Annotated in this window: 15 protein-coding genes; 9 read left to right on the forward strand and 6 right to left on the reverse strand. The window is 68.6% G+C overall.

Annotated elements, in window-relative coordinates:
• The first annotated feature begins 38 nt into the window (after positions 1 to 38).
• Together ileS and lspA are read left to right on the forward strand one after the other, a co-directional pair.
• Positions 39 to 2,918, forward strand: a complete 2,880-nt coding sequence (gene ileS, locus ACWTPI_RS16375; RefSeq protein ID WP_454732176.1) for an isoleucine--tRNA ligase — start codon at positions 39 to 41, stop codon at positions 2,916 to 2,918.
• A complete protein-coding gene (gene lspA, locus ACWTPI_RS16380; protein WP_020201718.1) occupies positions 2,918 to 3,445 on the forward strand; it encodes a signal peptidase II in 528 nt (175 codons plus the stop codon). The genes ileS and lspA overlap by 1 nt, the downstream gene beginning before the upstream one ends.
• A 23-nt stretch (positions 3,446 to 3,468) precedes the next feature.
• On the opposite strand, the gene ACWTPI_RS16385 is transcribed toward lspA, so the two are convergent.
• Positions 3,469 to 4,062 (reverse strand): YdcF family protein, encoded by a 594-nt coding sequence (locus ACWTPI_RS16385; protein ID WP_454732177.1) that lies wholly within the window; start codon positions 4,060 to 4,062, stop codon positions 3,469 to 3,471.
• Between the two features lie 203 nt (positions 4,063 to 4,265).
• Here ACWTPI_RS16385 and coaBC point away from each other — a divergent pair, with 203 nt between their 5' ends.
• The 3 genes from coaBC (at position 4,266) to dut (ending at position 7,112) form a co-directional block, all read left to right on the forward strand.
• The gene (coaBC, locus tag ACWTPI_RS16390; protein ID WP_454732178.1) at positions 4,266 to 5,459 is read left to right on the forward strand and encodes a bifunctional phosphopantothenoylcysteine decarboxylase/phosphopantothenate--cysteine ligase CoaBC; all 1,194 of its coding nucleotides are present in this window, start codon (positions 4,266 to 4,268) and stop codon (positions 5,457 to 5,459) included.
• Positions 5,460 to 5,513: 54 nt separating this feature from the next.
• Entirely contained in the window at positions 5,514 to 6,536 is a 1,023-nt protein-coding gene (locus ACWTPI_RS16395; protein ID WP_020201721.1) for an LLM class flavin-dependent oxidoreductase, read from the forward strand.
• Positions 6,537 to 6,611: 75 nt separating this feature from the next.
• On the forward strand, positions 6,612 to 7,112 hold the full coding sequence (gene dut, locus ACWTPI_RS16400) for a dUTP diphosphatase (RefSeq protein WP_020201722.1): 501 nt from the start codon (positions 6,612 to 6,614) through the stop codon (positions 7,110 to 7,112).
• 52 nt (positions 7,113 to 7,164) lie between these two features.
• Here dut and ACWTPI_RS16405 read toward each other — a convergent pair whose 3' ends face one another.
• The 4 genes from ACWTPI_RS16405 to clpS form a co-directional block, all read right to left on the reverse strand.
• The gene (locus tag ACWTPI_RS16405; RefSeq protein WP_454732179.1) at positions 7,165 to 8,007 is read right to left on the reverse strand and encodes a VOC family protein; all 843 of its coding nucleotides are present in this window, start codon (positions 8,005 to 8,007) and stop codon (positions 7,165 to 7,167) included.
• A gap of 58 nt (positions 8,008 to 8,065) precedes the next feature.
• On the reverse strand, positions 8,066 to 9,079 hold the full coding sequence (locus ACWTPI_RS16410; protein ID WP_454732180.1) for a tripartite tricarboxylate transporter substrate binding protein: 1,014 nt from the start codon (positions 9,077 to 9,079) through the stop codon (positions 8,066 to 8,068).
• A gap of 160 nt (positions 9,080 to 9,239) precedes the next feature.
• Positions 9,240 to 11,543 carry an ATP-dependent Clp protease ATP-binding subunit ClpA gene (clpA, locus tag ACWTPI_RS16415; RefSeq protein WP_059413550.1) on the reverse strand — a complete coding sequence of 768 codons (2,304 nt, stop codon included), beginning with the start codon at positions 11,541 to 11,543 and terminating at the stop codon, positions 9,240 to 9,242.
• Positions 11,540 to 11,866: an ATP-dependent Clp protease adapter ClpS gene (gene clpS, locus ACWTPI_RS16420; RefSeq protein ID WP_006157525.1), complete on the reverse strand. Its 327-nt coding sequence runs from the start codon at positions 11,864 to 11,866 to the stop codon at positions 11,540 to 11,542. The genes clpA and clpS overlap by 4 nt, the downstream gene beginning before the upstream one ends.
• Before the next feature lie 496 nt (positions 11,867 to 12,362).
• On the opposite strand from clpS, the gene ACWTPI_RS16425 reads away from it, so the two are divergent.
• A complete protein-coding gene (locus tag ACWTPI_RS16425) occupies positions 12,363 to 12,572 on the forward strand; it encodes a cold-shock protein (protein WP_020201726.1) in 210 nt (69 codons plus the stop codon).
• A gap of 377 nt (positions 12,573 to 12,949) precedes the next feature.
• Here the strand turns inward: ACWTPI_RS16425 and icd are convergent, their stop codons facing one another.
• Complete coding sequence (gene icd, locus ACWTPI_RS16430; RefSeq protein WP_454732181.1) at positions 12,950 to 14,200, reverse strand: NADP-dependent isocitrate dehydrogenase; 1,251 nt, start codon at positions 14,198 to 14,200, stop codon at positions 12,950 to 12,952.
• A 320-nt stretch (positions 14,201 to 14,520) separates the two neighbouring features.
• Here icd and ACWTPI_RS16435 point away from each other — a divergent pair, with 320 nt between their 5' ends.
• The 3 genes from ACWTPI_RS16435 (at position 14,521) to ACWTPI_RS16445 (ending at position 16,166) form a co-directional block, all read left to right on the forward strand.
• Positions 14,521 to 15,180 (forward strand): pseudouridine synthase, encoded by a 660-nt coding sequence (locus ACWTPI_RS16435; RefSeq protein WP_454732182.1) that lies wholly within the window; start codon positions 14,521 to 14,523, stop codon positions 15,178 to 15,180.
• A gap of 118 nt (positions 15,181 to 15,298) precedes the next feature.
• Complete coding sequence (locus ACWTPI_RS16440; protein WP_020201732.1) at positions 15,299 to 15,517, forward strand: hypothetical protein; 219 nt, start codon at positions 15,299 to 15,301, stop codon at positions 15,515 to 15,517.
• 196 nt (positions 15,518 to 15,713) lie between these two features.
• Entirely contained in the window at positions 15,714 to 16,166 is a 453-nt protein-coding gene (locus ACWTPI_RS16445; protein ID WP_454732183.1) for a DUF192 domain-containing protein, read from the forward strand.
• Positions 16,167 to 16,197 lie beyond the last annotated feature (31 nt).

Genomic DNA, 16,197 nt, shown 5'->3' on the forward strand with positions numbered 1-16,197 from the left:
GCGCCCCGCGCGCCAACCGAATTGCCCCGAGAATCGACATGTCCAACGACAAACGCGCCAAGCCCGAAAAAAGCAAGTACCCGGTCAACCTGCTCGACACCCCGTTCCCGATGCGCGGCGACCTGCCCAAGCGCGAGCCGCTGTGGGTCAAGCAGTGGCAGGACAAGCAGATCTACAAGAAGATCCGGGCCGCCCGCAAGGGCGCGAAGAAGTTCATCCTGCATGACGGCCCGCCGTACGCCAACGGCGACATCCACATCGGCCACGCGGTGAACAAGATCCTCAAGGACATGATCATCAAGGCGCGCGGCCTGTCGGGCCTGGACGCCGTCTACGTGCCGGGCTGGGACTGCCACGGCATGCCGATCGAGATCCAGATCGAGAAGCAGTTCGGCAAGGGCCTGCCGGTGCAGGAAGTCCAGTCGAAGGCGCGCGCCTACGCCACCGAGCAGATCGCCCGCCAGAAGCTGGACTTCGAGCGCCTGGGCGTGCTCGGCGACTGGGACCATCCCTACCTGACCATGAACCACAGCAACGAAGCCGACGAGCTGCGCGCGCTGGGCAAGATCATGGAAAAGGGCTACGTGTTCCGCGGCCTCAAGCCGGTGAACTGGTGCTTCGACTGCGGCTCGGCGCTGGCCGAGGCCGAGGTCGAGTACAAGGACAAGACCGACCTCTCCATCGACGTGGGCTTCCCGTTCGCCGAGACCGACAAGCTGGCCCATGCGTTCAAGCTGCCGGCCGCGCAACTGGCGGCCAGGCCGGGCTGGGTCGTGATCTGGACCACCACGCCGTGGACCATCCCGTCCAACCAGGCGCTCAACGTGCACCCGGAAGTGGAATACGCGCTGGTCGACACGCCGCGCGGCCACCTGATCCTGGCCACCGAGCGCGTCGAGGAGCAGCTCAAGGTCTACGGCCTCGAAGGCAGCGTGCTGGCCACCGCCACGGGCGCGGCGCTGTCGGAGATCCGCTTCCACCATCCGCTGGCGAAGACCGACGCGGGCTACGACCGCCTCTCGCCGGTCTACCTGGGCGAGTACGTCACCACCGATACCGGCACCGGCATCGTGCACTCGGCGCCGGCCTACGGCGTGGAGGACTTCCAGTCGTGCAAGGCGCACGGCATGAGCGACGCCGACATCATCAGCCCGGTGATGGGCGACGGCGTCTACGCCAGCACGCTGCCGCTGTTCGGCGGCGAGAAGATCTGGGACGCCAACCCGAAGATCGTCGCGGTGCTGGAAGCCTCGGGCAACCTGTTCAACTCGCACAGGTACACCCACAGCTACATGCACTGCTGGCGCCACAAGACGCCGATCATCTACCGCGCCACCTCGCAGTGGTTCGCGGGCATGGACGTGGACCCGGTCGACGACGGCCCGACCCTGCGCGAGACCGCGCTGGCCGGCATCGAGGCCACCGAGTTCTACCCCGCCTGGGGCAAGCAGCGCCTGCACAACATGATCGCCAACCGGCCCGACTGGACCCTGTCGCGCCAGCGCCAGTGGGGCGTGCCGATGGCGTTCTTCGTGCACAAGGAAACCGGCGCGCTGCATCCGCGCACGCCGGCGCTGCTCGAGGAAGTGGCCAGGCGCGTGGAGCAGCACGGCATCGAGGCCTGGCAGACGCTGGACCCGCAGGAACTGCTCGGCGACGAGGCCGCGCTCTACGAGAAGAACCGCGACACGCTCGACGTCTGGTTCGACTCCGGCACCACGCACTGGACCGTGATCCGCGGCTCGCACCGCGCGGACCTGTACGACCCGTCGGCCGACCTGCCCGAGGGCCGCCTGGCGGACCTGTACCTGGAAGGCTCGGACCAGCACCGCGGCTGGTTCCATTCCTCGCTGCTGACCGCCTCGATGCTGTACGGCAAGCCGCCCTACAAGGCGCTGCTCACGCACGGCTTCACCGTCGACGGCGAAGGCCGCAAGATGTCCAAGTCGGTCGGCAACACGGTGTCGCCGCAGGACGTGTCGAACAAGATGGGCGCCGAGATCATCCGCCTGTGGGTGGCCTCGACCGACTACTCGGGCGAGCTGTCGATCTCCGACGAGATCCTCAAGCGCGTGGTGGAAGGCTACCGCCGCATCCGCAACACGCTGCGCTTCCTGCTGGCCAACCTGGCCGACTACGACCACGCGCAGCACGCGCTGCCGGTGTCGGAATGGCTGGAGATCGACCGCTACGCGGTGGCGCTGACCGGCCGCCTGCAGCGCGAGATCCTGTCGCACTACGAGGCCTACGAATTCCACCCGGTGGTCGCCAAGCTGCAGACCTTCTGCTCGGAAGACCTCGGCGGCTTCTACCTCGACGTGCTCAAGGACCGCCTCTACACCACGGCGCCCGGCTCGCAGGCGCGCCGCGCCGCGCAGAACGCGGTCTACCACGTCACCCAGGCCATGCTGCACTGGATGGCGCCGTTCCTCTCGTTTACCGCCGAGGAAGCGTGGCAGATCTTCGGCCACGGCACCGAGCACCGCGACACCATCTTCACCAGCACCTACTACGAGGTGCCGGCGGTCGACGACGCCGACGACCTGCTGCAGAAGTGGCAGACCATCCGCGACGTGCGCGCGGAAGTCACCAGGCAGCTCGAAGCGGTGCGCGTGGACGGCGAGATCGGCTCGTCGCTGCAGGCCGAAGTCACCATCCAGGCCGGCGGCCCGGTGCTGGCCGCGCTGCAAAGCCTGGCCGACGACCTGCGCTTCGTGCTGCTGACCTCGGCAGCCAAGGTGGCGCCGGCGCCGGAAGGCGGCGACCTGATGGTCACGGTGACGCCGTCGGCCCACGCCAAGTGCGAGCGCTGCTGGCACTACCGCGCCGACGTCGGCCGCGACCCGGCCCATCCCACCCTCTGCGGGCGCTGCGACAGCAACCTGTTCGGCGCCGGCGAACACAGGAGCCACGCCTGATGGCCGCCACCACCACACGCGGCGCGCGCGCCGGCAAGCGCGCCAGCAAGGCCAGCCACACCACGCCGCTGCTGTGGCTGGCGTTCGCCCTGCTGGTGATCGTGCTCGACCAGTTCTTCAAGATCGTCATCGTCAGGACCTTCGCCTACGGCGAATCGCGCCCCGTGACCGGCTTCTTCAACCTGGTGCTGGTCTACAACAAGGGCGCCGCCTTCAGCTTCCTGGCCGACGCCGGCGGCTGGCAGCGCTGGTTCTTCACCGCGCTGGGCGTGGTGGTGGGCCTGTTCATCGTGTGGATGCTGTACCGCCATACCGGCCAGCGCCTGTTCTGCTTCGCCATCTCGCTGATCCTGGGCGGCGCCATCGGCAACGTGGTGGACCGCGTGATCTACGGCCACGTGATCGACTTCCTCGACTTCCACGCGCGCAACTACCACTGGCCCGCGTTCAACGTGGCGGACTGCGCCATCACGGTCGGCGCGGTGCTGCTGATCGTGGACGAGCTGCGGCGCGTGCGCCGGCACTGAACGGCGCCGGGCGCGCCGCGCGCTCAGTGGCGCACGGCGTACCAGGCGTGCTTGAGATATTCGGCAAGCACCGCGCCCGCTTCGTAGACCACCAGCGACCTGTCCAGGCTCACGCCGGGATGGACGCCGTGGGCGCCCCACTCGACCTCGCCCCAGGCCTGGCGGAACGATTGCAGGGCCCGGCCGGTGTGGTACCAGCTGGTCACCAGCACCGCCCGGCGCGGCGCGAACCGCTCCAGCTGCGCCCGCGTCACGCGGGCGTTTTCCCAGGTGCTGCGCGAAGTGCATTCGTAGCCGATGCGCCCGCGCGGCACGCCGGCCATGACCAGGCGCCGCACGTTGAGCAGGCAGTCGCCGGCGCCGGTGACGAACACGAACGGCGCCACGCCGGCGTGATACAGCTCCGCCGCGCCGATCACGCGCTCGCCCGATTCCCCGCCCAGCACCACGATCCAGTCCGCCCGCGCCGGCACGTCCTCGCGCGGCAGCCAGACCTTGGCGAAGGCCAGCAGCAGCAGGGCCAGCGCGAACACGCCCGCCAGCAACAGCAGGATCAGGTTCTGCGGGCGCAGCGGGCGCGGCGTGCGGTGCTGGCGAAACAAGGGACGTGGCGACATGAGGGTGGCGGGCAAAGGTGAGAGGATGAGCGGGATGGGGAGGCCGCGGAGGCCGGCGCGGCCGCGAGCGGCGGCGCGGCAAACGCGCGCGCGGGCAAGCCGGTATTATTGACGTTTCTCCGGCGCAGCGGCATGCCATTGCGGGACAATCGCAAGGCAACCCAGCCCCGGCACCCGGACCACACCTTCGAGCAAAGAGCATCATGGATCTGCGAGGCAAGCATCTCGTCCTTGGCCTGACCGGCGGCATCGCCTGCTACAAGTCGGCCGAGCTGGTCCGCCTGCTGGCCAAGGCCGGCGCGACCGTGCAGGTGGTCATGACCGAGGCCGCGACCCACTTCATCACCCCGGTCACGATGCAGGCGCTGTCGGGCCGGCCGGTATTCACGTCCCAGTGGGATGCGCGCGTGGGCAACAACATGGCCCACATCGACCTGTCGCGCGAGGCCGACGCCATCGTCATCGCGCCCGCCTCCACCGATTTCCTCGCGCGGCTGGCCAACGGCCTGTGCGACGACCTGCTCTCCACGCTGTGCATCGCGCGCGACTGCCCGCTGCTGGTGGTGCCCGCCATGAACCGCCAGATGTGGGGCGCGCCGGCCACGCAGCGCAATGCCACGCAACTGCGCGCCGACGGCGTGGCGATCCTCGGCCCCGGCAGCGGCGACCAGGCCTGCGGCGAGATCGGCGACGGCCGCATGCTGGAGCCGGAGGAGATCGTCGAGGACCTCGTCGCCTTCTTCCAGCCCAAGCCGCTGGTGGGCCGCCGCGTGGTGATCACGGCCGGGCCGACCTTCGAGGCGATCGACCCGGTGCGCGGCATCACCAACCGCTCCTCGGGCAAGATGGGCTTCGCCATCGCGCGCGCGGCGCGCGAGGCCGGCGCCGACGTGATCCTGGTGGCGGGACCGACCGCGCAGCCGACGCCGCGCGGCGTGGCGCGCGCCGACGTGGAAAGCGCGCAGCAGATGTTCGATGCGGTGTTGGCGAACCTGACCGGCGCCGACGTGTTCATCGCCGTGGCGGCGGTGGCCGACTGGCGCCCGGCCGAGGTGGCCACGCAGAAGCTCAAGAAGGCCAACGACACCGACACGCCGACGCTGCGGTTCGTGCAGAACCCGGACATCCTCGCCGCCGTGGCGGCGCGCGCGAACGCGCCCTACTGCGTGGGCTTCGCCGCCGAGAGCGAGAAGCTCGAGCAATACGGCGAGCAGAAGCGCCAGCGCAAGAACGTGCCGCTGCTGGTCGGCAATATCGGCCACCAGACCTTCGGCCTCGACGACAACGAGATCGTGCTGTTCGACGCCAGGGGCGTGACGCGCCTGCCGCGCGCGGACAAGCTCACGCTGGCGCGCCACCTGGTGGCCGCCATCGGCCAGCGCCTGCCGGCGCGCTGAAGCCCGCGCCCGCGTCCCTTTCACACGACCCCCTCCCCTTGGCACGAACCCCACATGCCTGAAAGCAAACCCAAGCTGCGCCTCTCGGTGCTGGACCAGAGCCCGGTCATCGCCGGCCACAGCGCGCGCGACGCGCTGGCCGCCACGGTGGAGCTGGCGCAGGCCGCCGACGCGCTCGGCTACACGCGCTACTGGTGCGCCGAGCACCACGGCCTGCGCGGCGTATGCAACCCGGCGCCGGAAGTCATGCTGGCGCGCCTGGGCAGCGTCACGCGGCGCATCCGGCTGGGCTCGGGCGGCGTGATGCTGCCCTACTACAGCCCGTTCAAGGTGGCCGAGCAGTTCCGCATGCTCGAAGGCCTGTTCCCGGGCCGCATCGACCTCGGCGTGGGCCGCGCGCCGGGCGGCGACCTGCGCACCGCGCAGGCGGTGGCGATGGGCGACTACAACCGCGGCGACCATTTCGCCGAGCAGGTGCAGGACCTGTCCTGGCTGCTGCGCGGCGAGGTGCCGCCCGGGCACATCGCCGAGGGCGTGGTGCTGCAGCCGGAGATCGATACCCGGCCCGAGCTGTGGGTGCTGGGCTCGAGCGACTACGGCGGCGCGCTGGCGGCCCGGCTCGGCCTGCGCTTCGCCTTCGCCCACTTCATCAACCCGCACATGGGCCACGCCGTGGCGCGCCACTACCGCGAGGACTTCGCGCCCGCGTATGACGCGCGCCCGTACAGCGCCGCGGCGATCTTCGTGATCTGCGCCGATACCGAGGCCGAGGCGGCGGCGCTGGAGCGCGCCGTGGACCTGCGCCGGCTGCAGATGGCCTATGGCGTCAACGCGCCGATCCCGTCGCTGGAGCAGGCCGCGCAGCACGAGCCCACCGAGCGCGACCGCCTGATCGTCGAGCGCGAGCGCCCGCGCACCATCTGCGGCACGCCGGAGCAGGTGGCGCAGCGCATGCTGGACCTGCGCGAGCGCTTCCAGGCCGACGAACTGGTGGTGCTGAGCGTGGCCGCCAGCTACGCGGCGCGGCTGCGCACCTACGAACTGCTGGCGCAGGCCTTCGATCTCTCCGCGGACTGAGGCGGGCCGGCGCGGCGGCCCGTTCGGCTATCATCCCGGGTTGCCAACGTTTTTCGTTTTCCGGGACCGACAGCCATGACCATCGAAGCCAATCCGACCGTCGAAATCAAGGTGCTCGACGCACGCCTGCACGAATGGGGCCTGCCCGCCTACCAGAGCGACATGGCGGCGGCGATCGACCTGCACGCCTGCCTGGACGCGCCGCTCACGATCGCGCCCGGCACGCCGGCGCAACTGGTGCCGGCCGGCATCGCCGTGCACATGGCCAATCCGTACATGGCGGCCACCATCGCGCCGCGCTCGGGCCTGGGCCACAAGAAGGGGCTGGTGCTGGGCAATTCGATCGGCGTGATCGATGCCGACTACCAGGGCCCGATCATGGTCAGCGTGTGGAACCGCAACGCGCCCGGCACCGCGCCGATCGTGATCGAGCCGGGCGAGCGCATCGCGCAGATGATGTTCGTGCCGGTGCTGCGACCCGTGTTCAGGACGGTGGAGGATTTTTCCGCGGACAGCGCGCGCGGCGCGGGCGGGTTCGGCTCGACCGGCGTGCACCACGCCGGCAAGGGCGCCTGAGCGCCGCGGGCCGGGAAAGCAGGCGCGCCCGGCGCGCCTCCTGGCGAGCCTGTTAGTGCGCCTGCTCGAACAGCAGCGCCACGCCACCGGCCAGCGCGGCCGGGATCAGGCTCTGCGCCGGGCCCAGGTCGAACGCGTCCACGCCGGCGGCGCGCCAGTGCGCGCGGGCCGCGGCGAGGTCCGCGGTGCGCAGCCGGATGGCGGCATAACCAGGCACCGCGCGCCGCACCTGCTCGGTGCCGGTGGCCGCGGCCAGCGCCTGCGGCGTGGTCACGACCAGCGCCGCGCCGTCCAGCGCCAGGCTGCAGATGTGCTCGTTGATTTGCGTCATCTCGCCGCCGGTGAGCTCGGCATAGGCCCGGCCGGCGGCGTCGACCAGCGCCGGCGCCACCACCAGGAACATGGTGGCGATGCCGGTGGCGCCGTTGGCGTGCGCGGTCCACTCGGGGCGCCACAGCAGCTCCGGCGTGACGTGCTCGCAGAGGAAGAAGCGCGCGCCGGGCGCATCGTCGATGGCGGTGACGCAGAACGTGGCGGGATGCTCGCTGCCGTCGTCCAGCCGCACCGGGCGCGAGAACCTGACCGCCTCCGAGGCATGCCATCCGTCCGCGCGCAGCTGCGTCGCGGCCGCGGCGCTGTCGGCGCTCTTGCAGGACAGCGCCGCGCAGCCGCCGCCGGCTAGCTGGGCGTCCCAGTAATACTGGCGCGCGGGGCTCGGCGCGGTGACGTGCAGCAGCTCCAGGTAGTCGCGCTCCAGCATCACGCAATGGTTCTGCGAGCCGAGCGTGTGGTAGCCGCGCGGCGTCAGGGTGAAGCCGAACCCGCGCCACGCCTGCGCGGCGGCGTCGAGATCGGGGCACACCATCACGGCATGGTCTAGCGGTTCCGTCGTCATCGCTACCTCTGCAAGTCCTGCAATCAATCGAATCGGTCGACCGGCCGCAATCGGCCGGTCAGTCGAACTGGATGTTGGCCTTGCGCGCCACCGCCTGCCACTTGTCGTGCTCATGGCGGACCAGGCTGGCGAGTTCGGCCGGGCTGCCGCCGACGACCTCGAAACCCTGCATGGCCAGCGCGTCCATCACGCGCGGCTGCCGCAGCGCGCGCACCAGCGCGTCGTGCAGGCGGCCCACCAGCGGCTCGGGCAGGCCGGCCGGGCCGAACACGCCGATCCAGGAATACGCCTCGAAGCCGCGATAGCCCTGCTCGCTCACGGTCGGCAGTTGCGGGAACTGGGGTAGCCGCGCGCTGCCGGTCACGCCCAGCAGCTTGACCGTCTTGGCCGCCACGTGCGCCTGCACGGCCGCGTAGCTCGAGAAAAAGACGTCGACTTCGTTGGACAGCACGGCCTGCACCGCCGGGCCGCCGCCTTTGTATGGAACATGGAGAAAGCGCACCCCGGCCTCGGTCGCCAGCGCCTCGGCCGCCAGCTGGTTGAGGCTGCCCACGCCCGACGAGGCGTAGTGGATGCTCTCCGGCTTCTCGCGCGCCATCGCCACCAGTTCCTTCACGTTGGAAGCCGGCAGCGAGGGATTGGCGGCGATCACCAGCGGGAAGCGTACCAGCTGCGAGATCGGCGTGAAATCGCGGAAGGTGTCGTAAGGCAGGTGCTTGTAGGCAAACGGGTTGATGGCGTGGGTGTCGAACGCCATCAGCAGGGTGGTGCCGTCGGGCCTGGCGCGCGCCACCATGCTGGAGGCGATCAGCCCGCCGGCGCCCGGCTTGTTGTCGATCACCACGGTCTGGCCGAGGCCGCTCTTGAGGCCGGGCTGCAACTGGCGCGCGACGATGTCGACGCTGCCGCCGGGCGGGAACGGCAGCACCATCGAAATGGGCCGGCCGGCGCCGCCGACGGGGGCATCGCCGCCCTGGGCGGCATGGCCGGGCGCGGGAATCAGGGGCATCGCGCCCAGCGGCAGCGATTTGAGCAGCAGGCGGCGCAGCCGCGAGCGTTCGGTCAGGGACATCGGGTACTCAGGCAAATGGCGGGCTCGACGCAGCTACCGTGGCAGCCGCACCCGGCCACAACAAAAAAGGGCGGCATTGCTGCCGCCCTGTATTTTGCCCGAGGATAGCACGAATTGCTGGCGGCAGGACTGCCGCCAGCCTTCCCGCCCGGCGGGCGCCTTACACCTCCGCCTTCTCGTTCTCGGGCGCCTCCGGGGGTTCCGGCGGCTCCGCGGCGGCTTCGGTGAAGTCCAGCTTGATCTGGTCCTGCTCGTCGAGGTCGACCACGACCTTGCCGCCCGAGACCAGCTTGCCGAACAGCAGTTCGTCGGCCAGCGCCTTGCGGATCAGGTCCTGGATCAGGCGCTGCATCGGCCGCGCGCCCATCAGCGGATCGAAGCCCTTCTTGGCGAGGAACTTGCGCAGTTTCTCGCTGAAGCTGGCTTCCACCTTCTTCTCGTGGAGCTGCTCCTCGAGCTGCATGAGGAACTTGTCCACCACGCGCAGGATGATTTCCTCGTCCAGCGAGCGGAAGCTGATGATGGCGTCCAGCCGGTTGCGGAACTCCGGCGTGAACATGCGCTTGATGTCGGCCATCTCGTCGCCCTGCTCGCGCGCCGAGGTGAAGCCGATGGTGGCGCGGTTCATGGTCTCCGCTCCCGCATTGGTGGTCATGATGATGATCACGTTGCGGAAGTCGGCGCGGCGGCCGTTGTTGTCGGTCAGCGCGCCGTGGTCCATCACCTGCAGCAGGATGTTGAAGATGTCCGGGTGCGCCTTCTCGATTTCGTCGAGCAGCAGCACGCAGTGCGGCTTCTTGGTGACGGCCTCGGTCAGCAGGCCGCCCTGGTCGAAGCCCACGTAGCCCGGAGGCGCGCCGATCAGCCGGCTCACCGCGTGGCGCTCCATGTATTCGGACATGTCGAAGCGCAGCAGCTCGATGCCCATGATGAAGGCGAGCTGCTTGGCGACCTCGGTCTTGCCCACGCCGGTCGGGCCGGAGAACAGGAACGAGCCGATCGGCTTGTCGGTCTTGCCCAGGCCCGCGCGCGACATCTTGATGGCCGAGGCCAGCGCCTCGATGGCCGGGTCCTGGCCGAACACCACCGACTTCAGGTCGCGGTCCAGCGTCTGCAGCTTGCTGCGGTCGTCCTGGTTGACGCTCTGCGGCGGGATGCGGGCGATGCGCGAGACGATGTCCTCGATCTCGCCCTTGCCGATGGTCTTCTTCTGCTTGGACTTCGGCAGGATGCGCTGCGCGGCGCCTGCCTCGTCGATCACATCGATGGCCTTGTCCGGCAGGTGGCGGTCGGTGATGAAGCGCGCCGACAGCTCGGCCGCGGCAGTCAGCGCCGCCGCCGCGTACTTGACGCCGTGGTGCTCCTCGAAGCGCGACTTCAGGCCGCGCAGGATCTGCACGGTCTGGTCGACCGACGGCTCCACCACGTCGATCTTCTGGAACCGGCGCGACAGCGCCGCGTCCTTCTCGAAGATGCCGCGGTACTCGGTGAAGGTGGTCGCGCCGATGCACTTGAGCTGGCCCGACGACAGCGCCGGCTTGAGCAGGTTGCTGGCGTCCAGCGTGCCGCCCGAGGCAGCGCCCGCGCCGATCAGCGTGTGGATCTCGTCGATGAACAGGATCGCGTTCGGATTGTCCTTGAGCGACTTGAGCACGCCCTTGAGGCGCTGCTCGAAATCGCCGCGATACTTGGTGCCGGCCAGCAGCGCGCCCATGTCGAGCGAGTACACGACCGCCTTTTCGAGGATGTCGGGCACTTCGTTCTTGGTGATGCGCCAAGCCAGGCCCTCCGCGATGGCGGTCTTGCCGACGCCGGCCTCGCCCACCAGCAGCGGGTTGTTCTTGCGCCGGCGGCACAGCACCTGGACCACGCGCTCGACTTCGCTCTCGCGGCCGATCAGCGGATCGATCTTGCCGGCCTTGGCCAGCACGTTCAGGTTCTGGGTGAACTGCTCGAGCGGGCTTTCCTTGCCGTCGCCGCCTTCGCCCTCGGCCGCGCCCTCGCCATGCTTGGCGGGCTCGGCCTGGTCCTTGCGGATGCCGTGGCTGATGAAATTAACCACGTCCAGCCGGGTCACGCCCTGCTGCTGGAGGTAGTACACCGCGTGCGAGTCCTTTTCGCCGAAGATCGCCACCAGCACGTTGGCGCCCGTCACTTCCTTCTTGCCGTTGGAAGTGGACTGCACGTGCATGATGGCGCGCTGGATCACGCGCTGGAAGCCCAGCGTGGGCTGGGTATCCACCTCGTCGGTGCCGGGCACCACCGGGGTATTGTCCGCGATGAAATTCTTCAGGCTGGTGCGCAGGTCCTCGATATTGGCTGCGCAGGCGCGCAAGACTTCCGCTGCCGTGGGGTTGTCAAGCAACGCCAGTAGCAGGTGCTCCACGGTGATGAACTCGTGGCGTGCCTGCCGCGCTTCAACAAACGCCATGTGCAGGCTGACTTCCAATTCTTGCGCAATCATGCTTCCTCCATCACGCACTGCAACGGATGACCCGCCTGCCGTGCGTGCGTTGACACCAGCTCGACCTTCGTCGCCGCGATATCCCTGGTATAGATACCGCAGACCCCCTTGCCTTCCCGGTGGACGGTGAGCATGATCTGCGTCGCCGTCTCCCGGTCCCTGCTGAAATACTGCTGCAGGATCATCACGACGAACTCCATCGGGGTGAAGTCGTCATTCAGCAGCAGGACCTTGTACATGGCGGGCGGTTTGAGCGCCTGCTCTTTCCGCTCCAGTACGGTGCCTGCTTCGCGTTGTGGGACATTTGCCAGCCGTGTAGCCATGGCTTTATTCTAACCCTTACGCACAACTCTGCAATTTGGGGAAAAGACACGGGATTCAAGAGGCCGATGCAGCGGCCATCGAAATTCCGGAGATGCCGAATGCATCCGGGGACACCCGGAAGCGCGGGCGCGCCGCCAGGACCCAAACCCCTCCAAAATACCACCGACCGCCGTTCCTTTCCCGCCACACCCTACGGAGAGTGGGGAATCTGCCAGCTTGACAGTGACCATGTTTGCCAGAAGAATCGTTCACACATTCAGTCTGGTTACGCGAGCCAAGCAATATGCCGGACCTGGGTGATCCGTGAGCAGGGAGGCCCACGAATCCGGCGGCGGCGAGTCAGCATCGAGAAACTGGCCGCCACGCGGTGCCCCGCAAGTCGTGCCACAGCGCCCGGCCCGGTCTGACCGGCCCGGCGCGAAGCCACATGCCGGGCGCCGGCTGGCCGCGGCGCTTTCCCCCGCTCGTATCCTGCTTTTTTTGTTGGGGGAGTTTATGGCAAGCGGTATCGTCAAATGGTTCAATGACGCCAAGGGCTTTGGGTTCATCAAGCCGGACGACGGCGAAGAAGAACTGTTTGCGCACTTTTCGGCCATCCAGATGAGTGGCTTCAAGACCCTGAAAGAGGGTCAGCGCGTATCCTTCGAAATCATCCAGGGTCCCAAGGGCAAGCAAGCCACCAATATCCAGGACGCTGCTGCCTGAAGACGCTGTGCATGGCCGCACCCGCCGGCAGAGCGCGCGGCGGCCACGAAAGGATGCGGGGGAGTCCTCCCCGGAACGGGATCGGCCTGTAGCCCCCCGGATACCGCCCGGCCCTGGCTGCCGGCGTGCCGTGTCCGGAAAGACAGGCTGAACAGCAGTACGCGACGCATCCCTCAAAAAGCCCGGTCAGGTCAATGCCGGGCTTTTTGTTTGGCTGCCACATCGCGGCAGCGCCGCCGACAGCCCCGCCTGCCACGATCCCATCCGGTTTCATCCTGACTGCGCACCAATGAAATCCCCCCGGCACCTCCTCGCGGAAGCCCGGGGGCCGGCCGGCTCGCGCCTCCAAGCCAGAAGGGGCGGCTGGCAGCTAGCGCTTACATATTGTCGATCATCACCTGGCCAAAGCCCGAGCACGACACCTGCGTGGCGCCTTCGAGCAGGCGGGCAAAGTCGTAGGTGACCTTCTTCGACAGGATCGACTTCTCCATCGACGAGATGATCAGGTCAGCGGCCTCGGTCCAGCCCATGTGGCGCAGCATCATTTCGGCGGACAGGATCTCGGAGCCCGGGTTCACGTAGTCCTTGCCGGCGTACTTCGGCGCGGTGCCGTGGGTGGCTTCGAACATGGCCACCGAGTCGGACAGGTTGGCGCCGGGGGCGATGCCGATGCCGCCGACCTGGGCCGCCAGCGCGTCCGAGATGTAGTCGCCGTTCAGGTTCAGCGTGGCGATCACCGAGTATTCGGCCGGGCGCAGCAGGATCTGCTGCAGGAAGGCGTCGGCGATGGCGTCCTTGATGACGATCTCGCGGCCGGTCTTGGGATTCTTGAACTTGCACCACGGGCCGCCGTCGATCGGCTCGGCACCGAATTCCTTCTGCGCCAGCTCGTAGGCCCAGTCGCGGAAGCCGCCTTCGGTGAACTTCATGATGTTGCCCTTGTGCACGATGGTCACGGAGGGCTTGTCATTGTCGATCGCGTACTGGATGGCCTTGCGCACCAGGCGCTGGGTGCCCTGGCGGGAGACCGGCTTGACGCCGATGCCCGAGGTTTCCGGGAAGCGGATCTTCTTGACGCCCATCTCGTTCTGCAGGAAGGCGATCAGCTTCTTGGCCTGCTCGCTTTCCGCTTCCCACTCGATGCCGGCGTAGATGTCTTCCGAGTTCTCGCGGAAGATCACCATGTCGATCTTCTGCGGCTCGCGCACCGGCGAAGGCACGCCCTTGAAGTAGGCCACCGGGCGCAGGCAGACGTAGAGGTCGAGTTGCTGGCGCAGCGCCACGTTCAGCGAGCGGATGCCGCCGCCGACCGGCGTGGTCAGCGGGCCCTTGATCGACACCACGTATTCCTTCAGGACCTGCAGCGTCTCCTCGGGCAGCCACACGTCGGGGCCGTAGACCTTGGTCGACTTCTCGCCGGCGTAGATCTCCATCCACGAGATCTTGCGCTTGCCGGCGTAGGCCTTGGCCACCGCGGCGTCGACCACCTTGATCATCACCGGGGTGATGTCCAGGCCCGTTCCGTCGCCCTCGATGAAGGGGATGATCGGATTGTCCGGAACATTCAGCGAGAAATCCTGGTTGACCGTGATCTTGTCACCGGCCGGAACCTTGATGTGTTGGTACATGACGTCTCCAGTACGGAACGGGGGGATGGGACAGGCCGCCAGGCGCGCGGGCCGGGCGGCGGGATGTGGGGAAGCGCGGGGGCATTTTAGCGGGATCGCCGAAGCTGCGATGGTGCGTTGCACACAGCCGCCGGCCGGTGGCACGCCAAATGCGTTCCAGTCTTATATAAGACATAAGACTGTCTTTCATTATGCAACAAAATCCCGCGATCCGCCATCGCCACGGCGCCCTGCCGCAGCGCCGGGCCGCCGGCCGGGCGCGCGGCTGCGGCATACTGGCGCCCGTCGGCGCGTTGCCGGCATCGTCTTCCAGCCTCCGCATGACCCTGATCGCCCTGAACAAACCCTTCGGCACCATGAGCCAGTTTTCCGCGCACCCGTCGCGCCCGACGCTGGCCGACTGCGTGGCGCTGCCCGGCGTGTACCCGGCCGGCCGGCTCGATGCCGACAGCGAGGGCCTGCTGCTGCTGACCGACGACGGCGCCCTGCAGGCGCGCATCGCCGATCCGCACCACAAGCTGGCGAAGACCTACCTGGTGCAGGTGGAAAACATGCCCGGCGCGGATGCGCTCGCGCGCCTGCGCGCGGGCGTGGACCTCGGCGACTTCCGCACCCGGCCCGCGCAGGCGCGCCTGATCGGGGAGCCCGGCTTCCTGTGGCCGCGCCAGCCGCCGGTGCGGTTCCGCGCCGCCATCCCGACGCAATGGCTGGAAATGGAGATCCGCGAGGGCAAGAACCGGCAGGTGCGGCGCATGACGGCGGCGGTCGGCTTTCCCACCCTGCGCCTGGTGCGCGTGAAGATCGGCGCGCTCGACCTGCGCGCGCTCGGGCTGGCGCCCGGGCAGTGGTGCGAGGTCTCGGCCGCGGATCTGGGCCTGCCCGCCGCCGCCGCGCCGCGCCCGCATCCCTCCCCGCGCGCGGACACGGCACGCGCGCCGGCCGGGCGGCAAACCCGGAGTCCGGGGCGCCCGCGGCGATAAAGTTACAAAAATTAACAGATCGCGGGTCAACGGCCCGCCGCCGCGCTTCGTTTTTGACAGTGACACGTCGCACACGAGTCACTCTTTCGAATCGATTCAACCTTCCGAGGTAGATAGCATGAACAAACTGATCGCTGCTCTGGTCGCCGGCCTGTTCGCCACCGGCGCTTTCGCTCAAGCCGCCGCTCCCGCACCGGCTGCTCCGGCCGCCGCGGCGCCCGCAGCGGAAGCTCCGGCTGCCAAGCCGGCCAAGAGCGCCAAGAAGAGCCACGCCAAGCACGCTCGCAAGGCCAAGGCTGCTGCGGCTGCCAAGGCTGACGCGCCGGCCGCCCAGTAAGTTCACTGCTGGCGCGCCGGACCTTGCGTCCGGCATGCGAAAGGCAGGCTGCCCGCGGGGCCGCCTGCCTTTTTTGTTGGCCGCCGCGCGGCCGGCCCGGCCGGGCAGCGCGGCGAAACCATCGCGCGCGCCGCGCGCGCGATAGCTGCGTTATGCTGGCGGCTGTCCTGAACCCGTCATCCGCCGCTTCCCTTCCATGCGTCCTGTCTTCCCGTTCCTTCTCGCCGGCGGCTGCGCCGTTGCCTTCCTGACTTCCGCGCTGGCCCAGGCGCCGGCCAGCGGCCTGCCGGTCAGGCAGCTTACCGCGGGCATGTACGCGATCAAGGCGGCAATCGCCGCCACGCCGGAATCCCGCGAGCTGGGCCTGATGTACCGCAAGAACATGCCTGCCAACGAAGGCATGCTGTTCGTCTTCGAGGACAAGGCCGGGCACTGCTTCTGGATGAAGAACACCGACCTGCCGCTGTCGATCGCCTTCCTCGCCGACGACGGCGCCATCGTCAACATCGAGGACATGGCGCCGCAGACGGAAGACAACCATTGCCCGCGCGCGGCCGTGCGCTACGCGCTGGAGATGAACAAGGGATGGTTCGCGCAGAAGGGCCTGAAGGCCGGCGCGAAGATCGGCGGCCTGCCGCAGCCGCGCTAGCGGGACGGCGCGGCGGCATGCCCGCCGCGCG

The sequence above is a fragment of the Cupriavidus ulmosensis genome, from assembly GCF_977008105.1.